Below are 20,835 nucleotides of genomic sequence, written 5' to 3'. Positions count from 1 at the left end.
GAAATGGAAAAAATAATAGATGAAGCGAGTTTTGAGTTTATTGAACAGATGTATTTAGCTTTTGGACTCTGAGGCGTTTTCAGTTACTGTAAAGACCGACAAAGTAAGGCAGCGTAGCATGAACCGAATGGAGGAAAACGCAAATGTTAGATGAAAAAACAAGAGAAATTGTGAAAAGCACCATTCCATTTTTGCAAGACAAAGGAACGGAAATCACAGGTATTTTTTACCAAAATATGTTTAAAGCACACCCAGAATTGTTAAATATTTTTAACCAGAATAATCAACGTGAAGGCACGCAATCAAAGGCGCTTGCGAATACGGTGTTAGCGGCAGCTATGAATATTGATGACCTTTCTGTGCTTAAGCCGCACGTGATTCAAATTGGTTATAAGCATCGCGCACTGCAAGTAAAGCCAGAACATTATCCGATTGTTGGACATCATTTGATTGAGGCAATTGGAATTGTGCTTGGTGATGCGGCGACGGATGAAATTATTGATGCATGGACAGCGGCCTATGGTGAGATTGCTCAAGTCTTTATTGATGCTGAAAAAGAAATGTACAAAGAAGAGGCTTGGCATGATTTCAAACCGTTCAAAGTGATTTCTGTCGAGAAACCGGCGGCTGGGTTTGTCAAAATTGGTTTACAGTCAGACTTTCCGATCGGCAAAGTCATTCCGGGTGAATATATTACGGTTCGAATAAAAAAAGATGGGGAAACTTATTTTTCCAATCGTCACTATTCCATCTATGCGGCAGATGAAACAAAGAACCAAGTTCATATTGCCATTCGAAAGGAAAATGAGGGTATTGTCTCGAACTATTTGATTCAAGATGTGAAACCTGGCGATGAAATATGTCTTAGCGCTCCAGCAGGGGATTTTTGTTTGGCTCAGGATAGCAAAACGAATGTACTTATTAGCTCGGGGATTGGTATGACACCTATTTTACCTATGGCAGAAACTTCTTATGAACAAGGTAAGAAAACGATTTGGATTCAAAACTTTCGTCACTTAACAGACAATATTTTTGAAAAGGAAGTAGCATTGCTTTGTGATAAAATAGATATTATTACCAACGAGACGAGTTCTGAAGGGCGAATCAATGCGGAAAAATTAAAGAAATGGCTTGATTTTAATGAACCAATGGCCTTTTATCTTTGTGGCCGACCAGAATTTACAATTGGTATGAAAAATGCTTTGATCGCTGCTGGTGCAAATGAATCAGACATCTATTATGAAGTGTTTGATGCACCGAAAATGGCGACGATTTTTGACTGAGTGAAGTAGAAAATTTTAAAAGTGGCGTGCTTCTCTATTTCTTTGTTTTACATACATGGAAATAGAAAGCACGTTTTTTGTGCTGAAAAATAGGCGCATTTTTTCTGGAAAAAGGGTAATGCTTGGATGGAATTTGTAAAAACTTGAGAAAAAGCAGCTTGCAAGGTCATTATTAGATTACGCATGCTGCGAATTTGGAGGAATCCGTGGAAAAATTGAAATGCATTCGAATTTAAACATGGCGTGTTTTGTTTTTTGCTAGCTCCTGGTCAAGAGACAAAATACTTTTTATATAAAAACGAAAATTCTGTTGATATTCATAAAATGGACATAATTACAGTTTTGATGCCAAAAAATGCATTTCATTTCCTATATTCATTATATTTTTACATGTTACGATAAATGAAACAATCAATAAGGGAGTGTCGTAAATGGCCAAAAAAAATTTTTAGTCTGTTAGGGATTCTGCTGATGGGATTCTTTCTATTCACGCAACCATTACAAGCTGAGGCAGAAAGTAAACTTGAATATGATTTAGACGTGTCGTACAATCCGTCTTCTTTTGAAAAGCTTAAAGTAACTTTACCCATTCCTGAGGAGTTGCAGGGTCAGAAATTAAAATACGTAATTTCGCTGACAGATAATTTTTTTGGCTATAAATCAAGCGCTCTATTAAGAATGAAGTCGGTGGATTATACGAACACAATCGGACCGACAAGTGAGCAAAACGTCATTCAGATGTCATCAATTAATAATTTTTTTAAAAGCAGTTCAGACATTAACTACCAAGGTTTCACCATCTTTATTGACTACCAAAACATGGCAGACGGGACAGTAAAACGTGTTTGGTATAACATTAAATTTATTAACGGCTTAGTGACTGCTTATTATTTGGATGAAAACGGAGATGAACTTGCACCGCCATTTAAATCTATTGGAACAATTGGAGAGCCTTACGCTGTTCAAGAAGCTCCGCAAATTCCGGGCTATTCCTTGATAAAAATAGAAGGTGCTGAGCAGCAAGGTATCTATACGGATCCGATTTTAACTAACCAAACACAAGAAATTTTTTATACCTATGCTGCAAAACCTATGCCACAAGTAGGAAAAGTCAGTGCTTCTTTTGTCGATGGAAATGGGATGGAACTCGCAGAAACGGAAAATATAGAAGGCGAGGTGGGTGAACCATACCAAATCGAGGCGAAACAGCTAGAAGGGTATCAGTTAAAAACCATTAATGGGAAGCAATCAGGTCTATTTTCGTCAGAACAGCAAAGTGTCCAATTCGTTTATGAGAAAATCATCCAACCCGCTACTATAAAAGGACAGGTTACAGTTCACTTTTTAGATGAGGCAGGAAATAAACTTGCAGAAGATGTTGTGATGGAAGGGGAAATAGGTAAGTATTACGAGGTCGGAGTACAGCCTATTTCTAACTACCGATTTAAAGAAAGTAAAGGGAATCTTACAGGCTTGTACAGCAGTAAAGGTTCGGAAGTGACACTGATTTATGAAAAAAAACTAGCTCCAAACGATCCAGATGAAGATATGGATGATCCGGCAAAATCTAATCAATCAGAAGAAGCAACTAAGGTGGGAGAAAACAAAGAAGAAGCCATCTCTACAATCAAATCAGCTTCCGAAATGGAGAAGGCTCCTGCAACACCAGTAAAATTTTCTTCAAAAAAACCAACTACAGTTAAGCCCTCCTTACCTGCAACTGGAGACCATTCTGAGTTACCAATATCACTTCTTGGCCTATGGCTTGTTGTTGCTGCTGGATCTCTCTATTTATATAAAAGACAATAAAAAAATCAGTGGATTTGATGATGCTGAATTAAAATATAGTCAAAAGTTGGCTAAAATTAAAAAAAGCGCTATGCCAAAATCAGGACAAAGAATAGAGCTAGCAAATTAAGGCGGCAAAGTTCTCATTAAATAAACTTGATCTTTGCTGAAAATTATCAAGGAGAGGGATTTATCACCTCTTGCTATATCATTTTGTCCACGCCTTTTAACTTAGTAGCAATCCTTGTTATTCTGGGGATGGAGGCGTTTCTTCAGAGATACATCAAAGCATTTTTGTGATAAAAAATAACATTTAGACAAATTGTCAATAATTCGTCACGATTTACGCTTGTATTTATGCTATGATAATAAGGTCGAGTATTGTATATTATGACAAAAAAAAGAAAAAAGGGAGAGGCGAAAATGAATCCAAGAAAGGCTGAATTTGTTTTAACCTTAATAGCAGGAATTACAGGGATAATTGCTGGCTTATTTGGTATCTTAGGTGGAGGGCTGATAGGTGCTGTATCACAGTCATCAGAGTTTACAACAAACGCTGCATATGACACTTCTGATATGGATATCCTAGCAGCGACGAGCGGTATGGTTGTTATCCTAGCAATCCTTGCATTAATAGTCGGGATCTTATTATTCATCTTTTCATTTTTTATCAAGAAAAATGCTAAGTTGTGGGGAATTTTGACACTTATTTTAGGTGTCATTGGTTTCTTTTTAGTTGGATTCCTTTGGGTTGTACCAGGAGTTTTGGCAGTTATTGCTGGAATCATGTGCCTGGCGAGAAAAGTATCTATTTAGATGGGATTTGATTGGGAAAACGAGCAAATGAATATTTGCTCGTTTTTTGAAATTTTAAGATTGAAATAAACGGAGGAAAATCCATTATGAAAGAAAGAATAACTTTATTCAGTGATGCTATTTTCGCTATTATTTTAACAATTATGGTAATTGAATTGCCGATAAATCTGACAAGTAGCGGAGAAATTATTATTATCGACTTGATAAGTGCGATAGGCATTTACTTTATTAGTTTTTGCTTTGTTGCTGGAATTTGGTTTCAGACAGCTAATGCCTTTAATCAGGTGCAAAAAGTACGAAATCTAGATTTAGTTGTCTATTTGCTTTTGTTGTTCTTTCTCTCTCTTATTCCATCAACAACTAAGTTATTGATTGAAGATACTAGTGTTCAAACGATGCTCATTTATGGAATTTTAAATTTAATTATAATGCTCTTTTTGAAATGCTTGATTTATAGTTTAACTTTGCAGAGTACAACAAACGCTAAACTTAAAAAAAGATACAAAAAAGAACAGATTGCACAAGGGCTTATCACTCTTTTTCTACGTGTTTTGTTAATTAATTTTTTCCATCTACTTTATTAAAGCAGCATTAATCATTTATTTAATCATCCCTATTCTTTCGTTTTTGAGTAATATTGTCGAACATGAAGAAGATCGTTTTGTTAGCTCATTAGACGAAAGTGAGCAAGTCCAGTATTATCAAAATCGAAATAAATTATGGGGAAATCAAATGCGACGTTATTCTCAGCTGTTAAGAGAAGCCTTGAAAAATAGTGAACCAGATAGATGGCAAGCTATTATAGAGGAGTGGCAAAATCAAATCGATAAAGAAATTCAGTCAAGAAAAGAAACGATGGAAAAATCACATGACCCAGGAAAATTAGAGTATGAAATTCAACAATTACAAAGACAAAAAGAACGAATTGAGCGGCAAAAGGAGCAACTTACTAGGCACCGAAAATCGAGGAAATAGAGCCAAAGCAAGATTTTTTCGTAGCTATTGAGAAGAATATTCCTGAAAATCATATAGGGCTAACAAGTGTAGCAGTTATAACTGCTACACTTGTTTTGCTCGTTATAAATCCAGGTTTTTAAGTGAATGAAGACATTTTGGAGCGGAGCTATGCGAAGTTGCTGAACAATCCGTATTTCTTCATTTCACCAATCATTTACTCCTGTCTATGAAAGAAGAACGATCAAATCTAACTATTTTCACTGATCTATTTACTCGGGAGATAGAAGAGAAGTAAAAAAAGTAGAAACATCCAACCAAATGCAAACATCAATTATTGAGGATTCCCTGTTTCAAGCAGACCTATACGGATAACTTCTGTGAGCTTCGTAAAGGGTGAATAAGAACCGAAAACTAGCATTGTCACCGAAAAAGAGACAAAGGATAAATCTCACCAAGAAGCTGTCAACAAAATTTCGCTTCCTAAATAGGCGGTCAAACAAAAGTAAAGTTAAAGTATAAAAATAGGTTATCTACTTTTCATAGATAACCTAAGAAGTGAATAACTTTTAATAGTAACTGGAAGTTTCAGGAGCTGTTAATCCCAATAAGCTGTTGTGTAAGGGCTCTCCCATGTATCGCTATTTGTACCTAAAAGTGGATATTGCAATGGATCCCATGGAGCCATAGATCTTCTAAGTGCTGATTTAAATACGTATCCTTCTGCACTGTTTTGCACCAGACGAATAGGGAAGTTTTTTTTGTATATTTCCGTAGTTTATAGAAATATCCGCCATGATTTCTCCAGATATAATCCATAGTTCTCTTGGAATCTTAACAACAATACGTGCTCCACTCACAGTGAGATCATCCTGTGAGATTGTAAAGGAGCGATCACCAAGCAGGCCTTTACGTTGCATAGTTCCGCTGATGTTTTCTTTAAATGAGGCTTGTTTAGCTAGTGTTGCAAATTCTTTAGGAAGTTCAATCGTAAGATAAGCATGATCGCCATCTACAAAGCCCGTGTCAAAGGAATGATAATGTAAATCGATGTATCCAGTTTCTAGACCTTGAATATCCCCTTTATCATAGTAAGGGACGACCGTTCCTTCCAAGTCACCAGTAGCAGTTAAAATAAGGGTTCGTGGTTGAGGTTTCTGGCTTTCGTTAGTAGATTCCTGATTTGCACTTTGTGCATGAGCTGATGGAGGGGATGCTAGTGCAAAAGAAGAACTGAACAATAATGCAGATAAGCCAACAACAAAAAACTTTTCTAAACATTTAAAACTCCTCCTTTATTCTTTAATACACACTCATTATATATCCATACAAACAATAAGTGAACTCAAAACGAAATATTTAACAAATTATACTTATTATTGTTTAAATGTGGAGTTATTCACAATAAATCATATTGATTTACAGGAATAAAAGGAGTAAAATCAATTATTAAACGTTTTATTTATAATTCTGGATTATAAAACTCTGTCAAAACCTCCTCATACAAACTAGGAGGTTATGTGGGGGTTTTTTATAATTCTATTGAATGATTTTGAATTGATACTTGAGTGTGGCTATCTCTATAATAAAAGTAAAGAGATAAGAAAGAAGTGCTTTTATGAAAATGAGAGGGGGAGCATATTTTTGAGTAGTCCATTTTTCTTGATTTGGAGTCAGGCCAGTATGCCTAACATGCTGAATACGGTAGCGGATCAGCAAAAGATTTCGAAGTAGCGAAAAATCTGGCGATGATTAGTGTTTTTTACTCGATTTATTGACTGAATAGGCATGCTATTATAAACGTGGAAAGAGAGCTATGCGTGAACATGACTCCCTAAACAGTAGCACCGTTAAAAAGACGGTGGCGGAGATAAAGATAAATTAGAAAGTAATCTCTGCCAGGTCAGGTAAATGAGGTTACTTTCTTTTTTGTCGTTTAGCTTAATCAACACAACAACAAGACCAACAAATGAAAGCACAAAACTTCCAAAGTCGAGCATGAGCTACGAGGGACTTACAAAATAGCAACAAGCATCTAAACTAATGCTCGGAGCGTTTCAGCGTAACATGCCACCGCTTTGTGGCAGCAAACGAGCTAGTCGTTGTAAAAATACAATTCTCGCCCCGAGCCGTATAGGTATATCATGTAAGGATAGAAAAATTTTTACCATCCCATTTAATAGTAATAATATCAACATTTTTGATTTTAGGTTTTTTTCGCAACATTTCTTTTGAAAATAAATACAGCAATGTTTTAATAGCAAAAGCATGAGTAACAATCAGGACGTTTGGATTATTCAAGTGAATAAAATGATCAGCTGTATCTTTGAGAAAACTTTCCAATCTATCCGTAATCATATGAAACGGTTCAACCATACCTGTTATGTCGGATTTATAAATAATCTCATGAACTTCCGGCAGACGGAAATTAAGTTCTGAAAAATCATTTTGTATCTGTAATTCATTCATCATACTGGAAATAAACTTATTATTATTTTCTGCTTCCCAGGAGCCCAAACACCATTCGCGGAGCCTTTTATCAGTAATAACTTGCAGTTCATTTTGCCCCTGTGCAGTTAATATGGTTTTTCCAGTCTGTAAAGCTCTGGATGTATCACTGGAAAATGCAGCCGAAAATTGGACATTTTTCAGTTGCAGTCCTAGTTGTGAGGCTGTTTGGATTCCTCTTTCAGTTAATGGGGAATCTACCCAACCTTGTGCTTTATGTAAATGGTTAAGTAATGTTTCCCCGTGTCGAGTAACATAGAAAGTAACTGTTGAATTCATGTTTTAGCCTCCGAAATAATCTTATGTAATCCCTTTACCTTATCAGCAATAGTCGAACCAAGAAATTACTAACATTGTACCAGACCCACCCGCCCAAAACAACGCTAAAGTAAAGGCGTAACGACGGGATGTAGATATTAGAAGGAGAATATATTCCTTTGTTCTTCGACTTGGCGGTGTTGAAGTAAAGCTGTCTTCAAATTTAACAGACTATGGAATTTGTTCCGCTACTTCCATTGGATGGAATAGAGAATGTAGAATACTTAGACAGAGTAAAAATAAGAGAGCATTCAGTCATTATAGAAAGATATAGTTTGATGGTTAAAGCGGTCTTAGATAAATATAAAATTGAACAATTCTATCAATAAGTTGAAAATATGTGTTAGTTTTTGTGGATGGGGGCATTTTTTTGCTTGTTTATTTTTAGCAAGTCGAATTTTTCGTCAAAGTCATAAATAACAACTATGTGATTTGGAAAGTAGTCATTACATTTGTTTGTCCATTATTTATTTTGGTGACAATGGGAGCAATTTTTTATGCCTTGTTTGGTGAAGGGGATAAATAGTAAATTATAATATAGGAAGATGTGAAAAATCGTGAATTGAATTTCAAGTCTAGAAGTTATAACTTCTAGACTTGTTTTGCTGTAACGAAAGAACAGGACTTTTCGGATAGTGATCTTAGTTTTGTTTTGAATAATTCAATACATTAAAGGGAATTGGAGGCCATTTTAAGATAAGCCGACAAAAACTACTCTGTATAAAATCAGTTTTGACTGAGTAAAATGGAGGAAGGTTGTCGCTTGGAATAGGCTATGTTATGATTGAAAAAAGTAAATAATGCAACACTAGGGGGGCCACGGTTGTGGCTGAGATAGAAAGTGTACTTTCTGACCCTTTGAACCTGTTTGTTAGTGCAAGCGTAGGGAAGTGGAAAATTCAAAAAGCAACGTGCTTTTCTATTTCTTTGTTTGTTTTTACATACATGGAAATAGAAAGTGCGTTTTTTTGTGCTAAGAAATAGGCGCATTTTTTCTAAAAGAAAGGATGATGGCTATATGGAATTTGTGAAGATTTGGGAAGAAGAAGCAAACGATGTTTGGCAGGAAAGTCTCAAACACCCATTTGTGCAGGGACTAGTCGATGGCACACTTGAAGAAGACAAATTTATTCATTATTTATTACAGGATTACTATTATCTAACACATTTTGTGAGAGTGATTAAACTAGCAAAAAGACAAGTATGTGATCCTAAAATTAAGAAAGAATTAAATCAAGTGCTTGGACGCCTAAGTGCCTCTGAGCTAAGCATGCGGCAAACCTTTTATCCTAGAGCTGGAATTAAGGAACAAAATCTACTTGTGGTACAACCGTCACCTGCAGCCTATCACTATACTTCTCATTTATACAGGTCGGCTTTTGCTGATGAATTTGGAGTAACGATGGCTTCGCTTCTGCCTTGCTATGCGCTATATGCAGATATGGGCAATCTATATGCGAAGGAAAAAAGTCCAAATCCGCTTTATCAAGAGTTATTAACAAGCTATTCGGCAGATGAATATCAGGCGGCAGTTTTCTTGCAGAAAGAACTTGTGGAAAATGCAGCGCAAGATGCTGATAAAAAAGTACGTGAGCAGATGCGAAAAAGCTTTTTAATCAGCGCAGAATTAGAAGTTGAGTTTTTCGATATGGCATTCCAAAAACAATTGTGGCGAGGTGTAAAAAATGCGACGATTTGATTCATTAGAACAAGTGAAAAAGGGAAATCCATTAGTGCATAATATAACAAATATCGTTGTGGCCGGAGATTTGGCTGATGGTTTACTTGCGATTGGAGCTTCACCCATTATGGCATCGGCTTTAGAAGAAGTAGCGAGATGGCGGAGAATGCTGATGTGCTTGTCATGAATATCGGCACGCTTGATGCTGAACTTGTTCGGGCGATGAAACGGGCTGGAACAGCGGCGAATGAAGCAGGGAAGCCCGTTGTACTCGATCCAGTTGGTGTTGGAGCAACAAGTTTTCGCCGTGAAGTAGTAGCTGAACTACTTGAGACGATAAGGTTTACGGCGATTCGCGGTAATGCGAGTGAGATGGCTGTGCTCGCTGGTGTAGAATGGCAGGGCAGAGGTGTTGATGCAGGTAGTGGCTATGCAGATCAAATCGAGATTGCGCGACAAGTGGCGAAAAAGCACAAAACAATCGCCGTTTTGAGTGGAGCGAGCGATGTGATCTCAGACGGTAAACGGTTTGCGAAAATCACAAATGGTAGTTCACTTTTACCAAGAATTACGGGTTCGGGCTGTCTTTTGAGTGCGGTTTGTGGGGCCTTTATCGCGACTTTACCGATTGATGCGGCTTACGTAGCGTGCCTTGAGGCCTGTGCGAGCTATGCGGTTGCTTCTGAATTTGCAGAAGAAAGCCTTAGTGCCAAAAATTTACCGGGATCATTTCGGCCAGCATTTCTGGATGCGCTTGCGAATTGGTCGAAAGAGGCCATTCAGGAGCACGCTTCATTGAAGAAGGGAGTCATGCGGAATGAAAATTGCACAGGCATTAACAATTGCAGGTTCTGACAGCGGTGGCGGTGCTGGCATCCAAGCAGACTTGAAAACTTTTCAAGAACGTGGGGTTTATGGGATGTCTGTTTTGACAGCGGTGACGGCTCAGAATACACTTGGCGTAAAGTCGTTTCATAAAGTTCCACTTATGACTTTGGATGATCAGCTGGATGCGATTCGGGAGGATTTAATGCCACAAGCGGTGAAAACGGGGATGCTAGTGGATGCAGAAATTATACACCACGTGGCACAAGAATTGAAAGATTGGCCTGGAATGCAACTGGTGATCGATCCTGTGATGATTGCAAAAGGCGGAGAAGCTTTACTAGAATGGGAAGCTCTTCAAACGCTTCGGAAGGAGTTGCTTCCGCTTGCAACTTTGGTTACACCGAATATTCCTGAAGCAGAAGCTTTAGTTGGAATGTCCATTGAGACGGTAGAGGATACGGAACGGGCAGCACGGATGCTCGTAGATATGGGAGCAGGTGCTGTGGTGATTAAGGGAGGTCACGCCAATATGAAGCAAGCCTCGGATTTCTTTTTTAGTTCGGAGCTCGCAACGTGGCTTACAAGCAAGCGATTTGATACGAAACACACACACGGAACAGGGTGCACATTTTCGGCTTGCATCACAGCAGAGCTTGCGAAAGGCACTTCACTTGCTGAAAGTGTTCGTATTGGAAAAGCATTTATCAGTTGTGCGATTGAGCAAACACTTGGAATAGGTCATGGTCACGGTCCAACCAATCATTTTGCTTATCGGGAGCGTGAATGGAAATGAGGCAAGAACTAGCTGTTTATTTGATAGCAGGAACGCAGGATGTCGCGAAGGGGAATTTGGTCGGCTTTCTGGAGAAAGCCTTACAAGCAGGGATTACTTGTTTCCAGTTTCGAGAAAAAGGGGTCGGTAGCTTGACAGATCGTGTTCAGATAATCGAAATGGCACGGAAATGTCAACTGCTTTGCGAAAGGTATCGGGTGCCTTTTTTTTGTGAATGATGATATCGAGCTTGCGCTTATTCTCGGGGCAGATGGTATTCATGTTGGTCAAGATGATCGCCAAATCCAAGAAGTGATCGCTCTTTGTGGTACGAAAATGAAGGTGGGCTTGTCGGTGAGCACGGTGGAAGAGGCAGTTGTTGCAAGTAGAATGGAAGGAATTGATTATCTAGGTGCTGGTCCGATTTTTGCAACACGGTCAAAAAGCGATGCGAAGGCACCATCTGGGGTCGTACTACTCAAACAGATGAGAGATTTAGGGATTACGTTACCGGTTGTTGCCATTGGAGGAATCACGATTGAAAATGTCGATCGCGTATTGCAGGCAGGAGCAGATGGAGTGGCAGTGATTTCTGTACTCACGCGTGCTGCGGAGTTGGAGGGGGATATAGAAAAACTCAAGGGAAATTGTGTTTGAATGCAGGAGTGTTTTTTTCTTGATTAAAAGTTATCAAGAAATGAAACACTTTGTTTATAGAGAATATCCTCGTACTGTTTTCTTGCGTATGAAGGGCGGAAAAAACTTACTTAGATCATTTGTCCAATATTTTGAGGCTAATTGGTTTTTAAATTTGTTTTCATGCTAATTATATTTAGAAACAACATAAATTTAACAGTAAACAGCATGAATTTAAATTTTTTTTTATATAAAGCTTGTTATCATTAAGACATGAGGGAAGCTTATAACACTAACTCATCCATTTGATAAACAGAGGATCATTAACTACTTTTCTTACAATATGTGGTGTAAGAGATAATTTTGAATCGCCTTTAAAGATAAGTTTCCCCTCCCCAACATCTGCCTCGATGATATTTTTAACATTAAAAACATAAGATTTTAGATTTGTTAAGAAGATATCTTTAGGAACCAACTTTTTAACCTTCCCAATAGACATTCCTATAATTTTTTCAGAATTCGAAGTTTGCATTAAAACATGATAGCGATTTTTAGGAAGAGCCCTAAAGAAATTAATTTCTCTTGCAGGATAGATTAATTTGTTAAAAGAGGAATTTAAAACGACATGTTGTTCTAATTTTGGAGAATACATCCATTCAAAAGCTTTATTGAACACTTTTTCTAAATTTAATTGTGAGAACTGAACATCTTTAATGATATAAGCAAAAGGTTTTAAATGTTTATTTATCACTTCAAGCCCCTTTGTATTGTCTGCAGTGATAAAGATCAAAATACATTCTTCATTGATTTGGCGAATGCGCTCAGCAATATCAAGTCCACTAAAGTAAGAATTTAAATCAATGTCAATTAAAAAAATATCGAGGTCGCTAATCGATCTATTCGATATTTCTTGAGCAAATGAATTAAATTCAGTAACAATCTCAATCTCATATTCAAATGTATTCACTTCATCAATGGCATGAACGGATTTAAGCATGTACTCACGGCGTAGAAAATTATCCTCAAGTATATAGAGTTTTTTTCAATAGGGCCTACCTCCATTTTATGGACTATTTATGTAATATTCTAAGATTATCCAGTTGAGAACAGATAATTCAAATTTAAACACAATAGGAATTTCAGTAAACTTTCTCTCTTGAGAGTAGATTTATTATAGCAATGATTATAGTAATTGTCAGGTATATAAGCTTATTACAATTAAAAAGGAAATGTCAAAAAAATGTCAATATTTATTTTGAAAACAATTGATTTAATTTGTTTTTCTTAGTGAAAGACACATTTTAAAAAGTTATTCTAAATGAAAGCAGAAGGAGGGGTCGCCTTTTGAACTACACAGAATATCATGAACTGATACAAAAAGAAGACATGTTAGATGAGTACATTAATAAAAATATACCTTTCAGAAATATCCAGTTAAACAAGAGAGAAGAGATAGTTCTTACATCTGCTGAGACAACTTATGTGGCGAGCGGAACAATAGGACAATTACATCCTATAAAAGAAAATTTTATTTTTGACCTTTCCACTAGCGGAAATTTTATTATGCTATTGACCTCGGAAGACTATATTCATAGTAAAGCATATAAAATTATGGCTATTGAAGATGCTCAGTTGAATATTTTTAATACTAGCAATCTTCTGGATTTTTTGGATTCAAATCAATTTCTGTCAGACTTTTTATATGAACAATTGAAAAAAGAAACAGCGATACTTGAATCTATTATTAATTTAGCCGTGGGATCAAGCCGAGATAAAGTTCTCTTTACGTTGCAACTTATTGCTGCAAAATGTGGCGTGATAGATAGCAAAAATCCTAATTGGGCAGAGTTGCCCAAATGGGTGCGTATCAAGTTACTAGCAAAAATGAGTAACTCTTCAATTTCAATGACATCTCAGAGTGTGAAACAGCTTGCAGATGAAGGACTCTTAAGCAATTCAACTTTAGAATCAAATTGGCGATTGAATGTAGGAATGTAGTTGTGTTTATGGAAGAAAAAATTAAGGGGGTGATCATCAAAAAAAAGGTTAAGAAGCAAGGCCTCATTGAAAATTGAAAAAGGAGAATTTGGAAAATGAATAAAAAGAAAAGTATTAAAAAAGGTATTATTTTAGGGGTTGCTTCACTAACAGTTGGAAGTCAAATACTATTAGCTCCTATGAATGTGTTAGCGGATAGTGTGCAATCATCTGATACTTCTAGTGTGACAAAAGCTAAGGCACTTGCAACAAGTATTCAAGGAAGAGCATTAGGAACAAGAATCGTTGATGCATCAAATTTTGATGAGTTTAAAGCTGCAATGCAAGATGCAACAGTTAAACAAATTAACTTAACAGGGGATATTTCTTTCCCAGATGCAGTTAGTCAGGATGTACGTGCCAATCATTCTGTTGTGATTGAAGGGAATAACCACACGATCCACATGTATCGTCAAACTATCAATGGAGAACAAGATGGAATTAATACCATTACTTTCCAAAACGTCAATATCGATGCTACTTATCAAGTAATTGACTGGGCAGCTTATGGATTAGTAAAATCTTCTGTTAACGGATATGTCGTTAATTTGGATAATGTGACTTATAATGGCCCGCAAATTGCTTGGTTATTAGGAGGAACATTGAATATTTCTGGAAATACGACGATTAATGCTCATTATACACAAGAAGTTGCTGAAGTGAAGAACATTTACTTTAAATCAGGTTCGAATGTTTCCTTACAAAACACAGAAGGTACGGGAAACGATATCTATATTGCTAATCAAGGGAACGCTATCATTGAAGACAACGCAAAGGTTAAAATCACTACAAAAGGTATCGGAATTTATGCTGACGGAACATCTGTCATCAAAGTGGGAAATGGTTCATCATTAGATATCACAAGTAAGAGCCACGGAATTTATGCACCATCAGCTGAAGTGACTTTTGGAAAAGGTTCTTCGACAAACTTAACTTACTATGCTACTGATGTGACAAATAACGCGCGGTTATATGGTAGAACAGTTACACTTGACGGAACGAAGGCTTTCAATGTTACTAGCGCTCCAGGGACCCCTTATGCGATTTACATGTCAGGCGGATCGTTCTCAATCATTAACAATAGTATTTTTGATATCAATAACCAAAATATAGCAAACGGTTCTCCGTTCTATGGTTCAGGAACGAATCTTTCTTTTGATAATCAACAAGTAAATGCCTTTAATCGTGGAAATTCAACAGAAACCCCTGATTATGCATGGGATGGATTAGTGGGAACTTCGTATCTTTCTGATATAAATTCTTCCAGAAATAGTTCTCAAACAAGCAGTTTTGTGAATGGCTTTAAGAACCAAAGCTTCCATAGACTTGCTTCGACAGGTGTAGCGGATACCACTCCGCCAGACGCACCAACAGTAAATACGATTAATGACAAAACAACGGAAGTAACAGGTAAAGCAGAACCAGGATCCACAGTGACGGTTTCGGCTGGAGGAAAAGTGATTGGAACTGGAACCGCTGATGCAGATGGTAATTACGCTGTATCAATTCCAGCTCAAGATGCGGGGACAGTTGTTTCTGTAAACGCAACGGATGAAGCGGGAAATAAAAGCGACAGTACAGATAAGACTGTAGCAGCAACATCTTTAGAAAATCCAACTGTCAATAAAGTTGGAGATAGTGATACGACTATAACAGGGACTGCAACTCCAGGAGCAAAAGTAACCATTTCGATTCCAAATGATAATGGCGGAACACTTACCTACACTGGAACAGCTGGGACAGATGGTAAGTATAGCATCGCAATTGGTAAACAAGAAGTAGGAACTAAAATTAATGTTTCAGCTTCGAAGGGCGGTTTAGATAGTGGAACTGTGACTACTACAGTTGTAGATAACACAGCTCCTGCACAACCAACTTTGAATGCAGTTTCCGACATAGACACAAAAGTAACTGGTACAGCTGAAGCGGGTTCTACTGTAACAATTAAGTCTGGAGATGCTGTAATTGCTAAAGCAACTGCAGATGCAGATGGAAACTATTCAGCAACGATCGCTTCACAAAAAGGTGGATCTGTAATCACTGTAACTGCAACAGATAAAGCGGGTAATGTAAGCCCGGCATCTAGCGTGACAGTGAAAAATACAACACTTAGTGCACCAACGATTTCTCCTGTAACAGCAGATCAAACGTCTGTAACAGTTACTGGTAACCCTGGAGCGAAAATGGAAATCACGCTTCCAGATGGAACAAGCATGTTAAAAACAGCTGATGCAAGTGGAAAAGCTACATTTACAATTTCAAAATTAACGGCTGGATCTATTTTGAGTGCAACACAAACAGGTGCTAATGGAATTGCAAGTGATGCAGCAAAAGTAACTGTTTCAGCTGGACAGTTAGATGCTCCTACAATTGATAAATATGTTATAAATAGTAGTTATGTAACGGGTACAGCTCCAAGTGGTGCAAAACGAGTTGCTTTGTATTCAAACGGAGTACTAGTTCGTTACGGAGTAGTAGCAGCAGACGGCACATATTCAATATGGGGTAAAGATGCGTTAAAAACAGTTGGTCAAACATTTGATGTTTATGCAGTTGATGCTAATGGAAAGCTAAGTAAAAAAGCAAGTTCAACAGTTGATTCTGGAAAATCATTAGTTACAACAGCACCAACCATTGATGAATACAAGCTTGGTAGCACTTATGTGACAGGTACAGTTGGTGAAAATACAAAACGAATTGCACTTTATGTTGATGGACAACTTGCACGTTACGGAGCAGTAGCAGCAGATGGTACTTACAAAATTTGGGGTAAAGATTTTCTAACAAAAACTGGGCAGTCATTTGAAATTCGTCCAGTTGATGCAAATGGAATTGAAGGCCCAGCAGCAACAGCAAAAGTCGTTTCTGATGCTTCACTCGTAACAACAGCGCCAACCATTGCTGATTATACGCTAGGTGAAACTTATATAACAGGTACAGTTGGTGAAAACACAAAACGAATTGCACTTTATGTAAATGGACAGCTTGCGCGTTACGGAGCAGTAGCAGCAGATGGTACTTACAAAATCTGGGGTAAAGATACTCTGACTACAGCTGGCCAAGCATTTGAAGTTCGTCCAGTCGATCAAAATGGTGCAGAAGGTCCAGCAGCAACGGCAATTGTAAAAGGTAAAAGTGTTTCTACAATTGGAGCACCAGTTATTAATGATTATAAAGCAGCAACAAGTTACGTAACAGGAACAGTTTCAGAAGGAACTACAAGAATTGCACTATATGTTGATGGAAAACTGGTTCGTTACGGGGCGGTAGCAACAGATGGCACTTACAAAATTTGGGCAAGCGATATTTTAAAAACTGCAGGTCAAACATTTGAAGTGCATCCTGTAGATGCAAATGGAATTGAAGGAAACAGTACAACAAGTGTAGTCAAATGATGAACGTTTATAATCTGTCCGGCTTCTAGTCGGACAGATTATAAATAGATGCTGATGGAGGTAACGTGGTGAAAGCAATTAAATTTTTAACAATTCTTTTTATTTTAAGCATACCACTGATTTTAGTGGGTTGTACTGGTCACAGCTCTTCAGATGAAAAACATAAATCTACGAAAAAACAATCCATTATCACAGAAAAACCTTTTACAGTTGAGGTCAATGAAACTAAAAAAATGGAGGAATATCTCCATTACAATCAAGCAAATAAATGTGAGCTACATTAAAAATAAACAGAAATTAGAAATTGTAACAGCAGTGAAGAATGAATCAAAGAATGAGGCTTTTGGAATTGGAGCAGGAGATTTTAACTTGGAAAGTAATGCTGGTGAAGTATATAAAGTGGCAGAGGGAGACAATTTAGGTGGAGAGGTTGGAGTTTTAAAAACACTTGAAGGAAGTATGTATTTTGAAACCACAAAATCGTCAAAATCGTTTACGCTTTCATATTTACAAGAAGGGAAAAAGGTCCTCAAATGGGATCTTAACATAGAAAGAAAAGAAAAATAGTGGGGTAGCGGGGGAAACTATGAACAAAACAATTAGGTTGTCATATCTGTTGTTCCTTGTGAAAAAATACTGGCTTTTCATCGGTGTAGTCATGATTGTAGCAGTCTTTGCAGGAGCAACAATAACAAAATTTATTATCACGCCGACCTATAGTGCATCTTCATGGGTCGTTGCAAAACCAGCATCCAGTGAAACAAGTGATGCAAACGATATTCAGTTGCTAAACACATATAAAAATATTGTTACAAGTGATGTTGTATTAGATGACGTGGAAAAAAAAAACTTGAAATTCCAGGTGCAAAGGATATTTCAAAACAAATTAATATCTCAAATGACAGCAATTCTCGAGCACTAGAAATCAGTGCCAAGGATAACGATGCGGCTAGAGCTGTTAAACTTGTTAATCAAACAGCACAATCATTAAAAAAAGAAGTAAAAAAAAATATGGAATATGGATTCTATTCAAATTATTTCGCTTTCTAATATGGATAAAATTCAAAAACCAGTGAGCCCCAATTTAAAAACGAATTTGTTCATTGCAGTTATTATGGGGCTACTTGTATCAGGATTAGGAATTATGGTAATAGAGCTTATTAAGTCACCGTTAAGAACTGATGATGAAATTCGCGAGATTACTCAAATTCCAATAATTGGACATATTATTAACTATACGAAAACTAAAAAAGATTCTACAACAAGGAAGATACTAACAAGGTACAGTGGGGGAAACAGTCTCATTAATCATGCTGTGGAAGACTTTAGAATGCTCTGTGCCAATTTAACTATTCTTGGAAAAAACAAGCATTTGAAGACCTTTACTTTCACGTCAATACGAGGAGGAGAAGGAAAATCAAGTACAGTTGCCAATGTAGCTGCAATATTCGGCAACCAAAACCTTAAAGTTTTGGTAATTGATGCTGATCTTCGTCTGCCAAAGCAGCATAAAATTTGGCGAACCTCTAATTCTGTGGGACTAGCGGATATTATGTTTTCAAATTTAGCTTTTAAAGAAGCGGTTCAATCTTCTTATATCGACCAAGTTGATTTAATTACATCTGGAACGATCTCCGTAGATCCATCAAATCTATTAAGTAATCAAAGCGTAAAGGCGCTTTTATCTTGGGCAAAAGAAGAGTATGACTTTGTTTTAATTGATGCACCTCCATCTTTTATTTCAGATACATTTTATGTTGCTAAAGAAAGTGATGGGACGATTCTTGTCGTTGAAATGGGGAAAACAACGAAACAAAAAATTTGCCAAAGGACTGAGTGATTTCAACTTAGTCAACCTCCCTATCTATGGCATTGTTAAAAATAAAGTACAGATGCAGGAGGAAACGTCCAATTACTATCTGTAAAGTGAAATGAAAATAAAGAGTAGGTGGTCACAATCAGTTTTGACTTGAATAAAATGGTGACAATTTTATCAATCCTAGGTTATATCTTCTTTCTTCAATATGCATACAGTCATCTAATTTCACCCGTATATAGTTACTATACACTGACAAACTTGCATCCGAGTGCTGGGGTTCATTTACTTTCTGCTTTTTTAGCTGTTCTCCCTGCCTGCTTTGCAAACATTTCTGTTAAGCGACCTAGTCAAGCTGTTTTCTGGATTTTATATCTATTTGTTGCTGTTCCCATCATGATTATCCCGGATTATGTGAGGGAAAATCCATTTGATAATTTCTTCTTTTTTAAGTTATGTGTACTTCTCTCGCTTTGCATTCTTTACGGAGCGGGGAAAATGAATTTGTTAGAGGTTTATCAGTTTAAAGTTTATCCGCTTTTTATCAAATTAGGGCTAGGGGTTCTTGCGATCGGGTTGCTTTTCATTTTGATTAAAACGTATGGACTTAAAACAAAGTTGGTTGGTTTTGATGATGTCTATGACGTGCGTTTTAGTTACCGAGATTCGACGATTGGAATTTCAGGTTATGTGCTCAGCTGGTGGTCAAAAATTGTCGGGCCAGGACTGTTCGTTTGGGGAATTGTATCTAAAAAATACTTGTTTTTATTTTTGGGACTTGTAGCGCAGTTTATTGCCTACAATATTTCCGGACAAAAATCGATTATTTTATCGGTCGTTTTTATTGTTGCGGTAATGCTTGCCATGTTCAAAAAGGGACAATTTTTTGGAAGGAACTTTTCGATTCTTGCATTCTTACTTGTAACTGGTTGTTTTTTAATGGATCAACTGAGTGGAGGGATAGCTTTTACGGAGTTGATTTCTAGACGACTTTTGATGCTCCCTGCGGTTTTAACCAGTCACTATTTTGACTTCTTTTCCATTAACCCACAAACGCATCTTGGACATAGTGTGTTAGGGTGGTTATTTCCATATTCTTATCATTCGACTCCTGCGTTTTTGATTGGGGAGACTTATTTTGGAGATGCAGAAGTTTCAGCTAATGCAAATTTATGGGCGGATGCCTTTTCCGCGTTTGGCTATTTTGGTGTTTTTCTTTTCACCTGTATTCTTTCATTCATACTATGGATCTATGATAGCTTTGTTGAGGGCAAAAATGTATTGTTCTTCACAGGATTTATTGTTATGCCTATCTGGGGATTAATTGATTCCTCACTTATTACGAGTATGCTAACGCATGGTATTTTAATTGCTGTTTTGTTGGCTTGTTTTTTAAGGACGGATGGAATTAGAAGTAAGTGAGCTTTCTTGCCAGTTAATAAATATGAGATAGAAAGGGAAGTTATGAAGTTAATCTATATAACACAGCATTTTTCGAGTAAATCGGGATTAACACGCCCGTATGAGATAAGTAAACACCTAAAAAAATTAGGGTGGGAAATTTTAGTAGTGTGCGGGGAAAACCAAGATGATGTGACGGATATTGCGGTGAAAACAACACGTACAAAATATAACCAGAAATATGGATTTGTTAAAAGGGTACTTTCTTTTGTGCATTACATGTTAAAAAGCATACTTTTAGCACTTAAAGAAAAAGATGTTGATGCAGTTTATGCAAGTTCGCCTCCCATTACAGTTGGTATCGCAGGTGCCCTTGTCGCTAAAATGAAACATCGTTCTTTTATTTTTGAAGTTCGCGATGTTTGGCCTGATGCTCCGATCCAACTGGGATTTATACAAAATCGGAGCTTAAAGAAAATAATGATACGGATTGAAAGATGGCTTTATAAAGCGGCAGATCAAATTATCGTTTTATCTCCAGCAATGGAAAAAAATCTAGTGAAAAAAAGGGGTTGACGTAAAGAAAATTACGGTTATTTCAA

At 37.0% G+C, this 20,835-nt stretch carries 19 protein-coding genes, 2 pseudogenes and 1 riboswitch; of the genes and pseudogenes, 17 read left to right on the top strand and 4 right to left on the bottom strand.

Going from position 1 to position 20,835, the window contains the following annotated elements:
- Positions 1–143 precede the first annotated feature (143 nt).
- From MAQA_RS12410 to MAQA_RS13920, 5 genes are all read left to right on the top strand, one after another.
- The gene (locus tag MAQA_RS12410) at positions 144–1,283 is read left to right on the top strand and encodes a globin domain-containing protein (protein WP_036074329.1); all 1,140 of its coding nucleotides are present in this window, start codon (positions 144–146) and stop codon (positions 1,281–1,283) included.
- A 402-nt stretch (positions 1,284–1,685) separates the two neighbouring features.
- The gene (locus tag MAQA_RS12405) at positions 1,686–3,092 is read left to right on the top strand and encodes a MucBP domain-containing protein (RefSeq protein WP_077913625.1); all 1,407 of its coding nucleotides are present in this window, start codon (positions 1,686–1,688) and stop codon (positions 3,090–3,092) included.
- Positions 3,093–3,494: 402 nt separating this feature from the next.
- A complete protein-coding gene (locus MAQA_RS12400; RefSeq protein ID WP_036074351.1) occupies positions 3,495–3,887 on the top strand; it encodes a DUF4064 domain-containing protein in 393 nt (130 codons plus the stop codon).
- Between the two features lie 86 nt (positions 3,888–3,973).
- Entirely contained in the window at positions 3,974–4,471 is a 498-nt protein-coding gene (locus tag MAQA_RS13925) for a TMEM175 family protein (protein WP_052008605.1), read from the top strand.
- Positions 4,472–4,619: 148 nt separating this feature from the next.
- The gene (locus MAQA_RS13920; protein WP_052008604.1) at positions 4,620–4,862 is read left to right on the top strand and encodes a hypothetical protein; all 243 of its coding nucleotides are present in this window, start codon (positions 4,620–4,622) and stop codon (positions 4,860–4,862) included.
- Between the two features lie 686 nt (positions 4,863–5,548).
- On the opposite strand, the gene MAQA_RS15895 is transcribed toward MAQA_RS13920, so the two are convergent.
- From MAQA_RS15895 to MAQA_RS12380, 3 genes are all read right to left on the bottom strand, one after another.
- On the bottom strand, positions 5,549–5,956 hold the full coding sequence (locus tag MAQA_RS15895) for a hypothetical protein (protein ID WP_241463243.1): 408 nt from the start codon (positions 5,954–5,956) through the stop codon (positions 5,549–5,551).
- A 735-nt stretch (positions 5,957–6,691) separates the two neighbouring features.
- Positions 6,692–6,841, bottom strand: a complete 150-nt coding sequence (locus MAQA_RS15890) for a putative holin-like toxin (RefSeq protein ID WP_241463242.1) — start codon at positions 6,839–6,841, stop codon at positions 6,692–6,694.
- 142 nt (positions 6,842–6,983) lie between these two features.
- Positions 6,984–7,628 carry a histidine phosphatase family protein gene (locus MAQA_RS12380; RefSeq protein WP_036074321.1) on the bottom strand — a complete coding sequence of 215 codons (645 nt, stop codon included), beginning with the start codon at positions 7,626–7,628 and terminating at the stop codon, positions 6,984–6,986.
- Between the two features lie 839 nt (positions 7,629–8,467).
- Positions 8,468–8,573: riboswitch (TPP riboswitch) on the top strand.
- A 112-nt stretch (positions 8,574–8,685) separates the two neighbouring features.
- On the opposite strand from MAQA_RS12380, the gene tenA reads away from it, so the two are divergent.
- The 4 genes and pseudogenes from tenA to thiE all read left to right on the top strand — a co-directional run bounded on the left by tenA (position 8,686) and on the right by thiE (position 11,605).
- The gene (gene tenA, locus MAQA_RS12375) at positions 8,686–9,366 is read left to right on the top strand and encodes a thiaminase II (RefSeq protein ID WP_036074319.1); all 681 of its coding nucleotides are present in this window, start codon (positions 8,686–8,688) and stop codon (positions 9,364–9,366) included.
- Positions 9,353–10,203: pseudogene (gene thiM, locus MAQA_RS12370) on the top strand (hydroxyethylthiazole kinase). Before tenA ends, thiM begins: the two are co-directional and overlap by 14 nt.
- Complete coding sequence (gene thiD / locus MAQA_RS12365; protein ID WP_036074317.1) at positions 10,166–10,969, top strand: bifunctional hydroxymethylpyrimidine kinase/phosphomethylpyrimidine kinase; 804 nt, start codon at positions 10,166–10,168, stop codon at positions 10,967–10,969. The pseudogene thiM and the gene thiD overlap by 38 nt, the downstream one beginning before the upstream one ends.
- Positions 10,966–11,605 (top strand): annotated as a pseudogene (thiE, locus tag MAQA_RS12360) (thiamine phosphate synthase). Before thiD ends, thiE begins: the two are co-directional and overlap by 4 nt.
- Positions 11,606–11,876: 271 nt before the next feature.
- On the opposite strand, the gene MAQA_RS12355 reads toward thiE, so the two are convergent.
- The gene (locus MAQA_RS12355) at positions 11,877–12,581 is read right to left on the bottom strand and encodes a response regulator (RefSeq protein WP_036074315.1); all 705 of its coding nucleotides are present in this window, start codon (positions 12,579–12,581) and stop codon (positions 11,877–11,879) included.
- Positions 12,582–12,928: 347 nt separating this feature from the next.
- On the opposite strand from MAQA_RS12355, the gene MAQA_RS12350 reads away from it, so the two are divergent.
- The 8 genes from MAQA_RS12350 (at position 12,929) to MAQA_RS13915 (ending at position 20,809) form a co-directional block, all read left to right on the top strand.
- Positions 12,929–13,582 carry a cyclic nucleotide-binding domain-containing protein gene (locus MAQA_RS12350; protein WP_036074313.1) on the top strand — a complete coding sequence of 218 codons (654 nt, stop codon included), beginning with the start codon at positions 12,929–12,931 and terminating at the stop codon, positions 13,580–13,582.
- A gap of 95 nt (positions 13,583–13,677) precedes the next feature.
- Positions 13,678–17,016, top strand: coding sequence for an Ig-like domain-containing protein (locus tag MAQA_RS12345; protein WP_036074310.1), 3,339 nt, complete (start codon positions 13,678–13,680; stop codon positions 17,014–17,016).
- A gap of 68 nt (positions 17,017–17,084) precedes the next feature.
- The gene (locus tag MAQA_RS12340) at positions 17,085–17,300 is read left to right on the top strand and encodes a hypothetical protein (protein ID WP_036074308.1); all 216 of its coding nucleotides are present in this window, start codon (positions 17,085–17,087) and stop codon (positions 17,298–17,300) included.
- Positions 17,287–17,583 (top strand): hypothetical protein, encoded by a 297-nt coding sequence (locus tag MAQA_RS12335; RefSeq protein ID WP_036074306.1) that lies wholly within the window; start codon positions 17,287–17,289, stop codon positions 17,581–17,583. The genes MAQA_RS12340 and MAQA_RS12335 overlap by 14 nt, the downstream gene beginning before the upstream one ends.
- 19 nt (positions 17,584–17,602) lie before the next feature.
- Entirely contained in the window at positions 17,603–17,938 is a 336-nt protein-coding gene (locus tag MAQA_RS12330; RefSeq protein WP_036074304.1) for a Wzz/FepE/Etk N-terminal domain-containing protein, read from the top strand.
- A gap of 96 nt (positions 17,939–18,034) precedes the next feature.
- Positions 18,035–18,856, top strand: coding sequence for a polysaccharide biosynthesis tyrosine autokinase (locus MAQA_RS12325; protein ID WP_036074302.1), 822 nt, complete (start codon positions 18,035–18,037; stop codon positions 18,854–18,856).
- Between the two features lie 108 nt (positions 18,857–18,964).
- Positions 18,965–20,254 carry a hypothetical protein gene (locus MAQA_RS12320; protein WP_149023371.1) on the top strand — a complete coding sequence of 430 codons (1,290 nt, stop codon included), beginning with the start codon at positions 18,965–18,967 and terminating at the stop codon, positions 20,252–20,254.
- Between the two features lie 6 nt (positions 20,255–20,260).
- Entirely contained in the window at positions 20,261–20,809 is a 549-nt protein-coding gene (locus MAQA_RS13915; RefSeq protein ID WP_149023370.1) for a glycosyltransferase, read from the top strand.
- Positions 20,810–20,835 lie beyond the last annotated feature (26 nt).

The organism is Listeria aquatica FSL S10-1188, assembly GCF_000525795.1.
Taxonomy (GTDB): Bacteria; Bacillota; Bacilli; order Lactobacillales; family Listeriaceae; genus Listeria; species Listeria aquatica.
This window is presented reverse-complemented; position numbering and strand designations above follow the sequence as displayed.

Coding starts and splice junctions, on each gene's coding strand:
- MAQA_RS12330 (WP_036074304.1), top strand. CDS start 17,603: ATGAACAAAACAATTAGGTTGTCATATCTGTTGTTCCTTGTGAAAAAA.
- MAQA_RS12400 (WP_036074351.1), top strand. CDS start 3,495: ATGAATCCAAGAAAGGCTGAATTTGTTTTAACCTTAATAGCAGGAATT.
- tenA (WP_036074319.1), top strand. CDS start 8,686: ATGGAATTTGTGAAGATTTGGGAAGAAGAAGCAAACGATGTTTGGCAG.
- MAQA_RS12355 (WP_036074315.1), bottom strand. CDS start 12,581: ATGCTTAAATCCGTTCATGCCATTGATGAAGTGAATACATTTGAATAT.
- MAQA_RS12380 (WP_036074321.1), bottom strand. CDS start 7,628: ATGAATTCAACAGTTACTTTCTATGTTACTCGACACGGGGAAACATTA.
- MAQA_RS12410 (WP_036074329.1), top strand. CDS start 144: ATGTTAGATGAAAAAACAAGAGAAATTGTGAAAAGCACCATTCCATTT.
- MAQA_RS12405 (WP_077913625.1), top strand. CDS start 1,686: ATGAAACAATCAATAAGGGAGTGTCGTAAATGGCCAAAAAAAATTTTT.
- MAQA_RS15890 (WP_241463242.1), bottom strand. CDS start 6,841: ATGCTCGACTTTGGAAGTTTTGTGCTTTCATTTGTTGGTCTTGTTGTT.
- MAQA_RS13920 (WP_052008604.1), top strand. CDS start 4,620: ATGCGACGTTATTCTCAGCTGTTAAGAGAAGCCTTGAAAAATAGTGAA.
- MAQA_RS12345 (WP_036074310.1), top strand. CDS start 13,678: ATGAATAAAAAGAAAAGTATTAAAAAAGGTATTATTTTAGGGGTTGCT.
- MAQA_RS13925 (WP_052008605.1), top strand. CDS start 3,974: ATGAAAGAAAGAATAACTTTATTCAGTGATGCTATTTTCGCTATTATT.
- thiD (WP_036074317.1), top strand. CDS start 10,166: ATGAAAATTGCACAGGCATTAACAATTGCAGGTTCTGACAGCGGTGGC.
- MAQA_RS12325 (WP_036074302.1), top strand. CDS start 18,035: ATGGATTCTATTCAAATTATTTCGCTTTCTAATATGGATAAAATTCAA.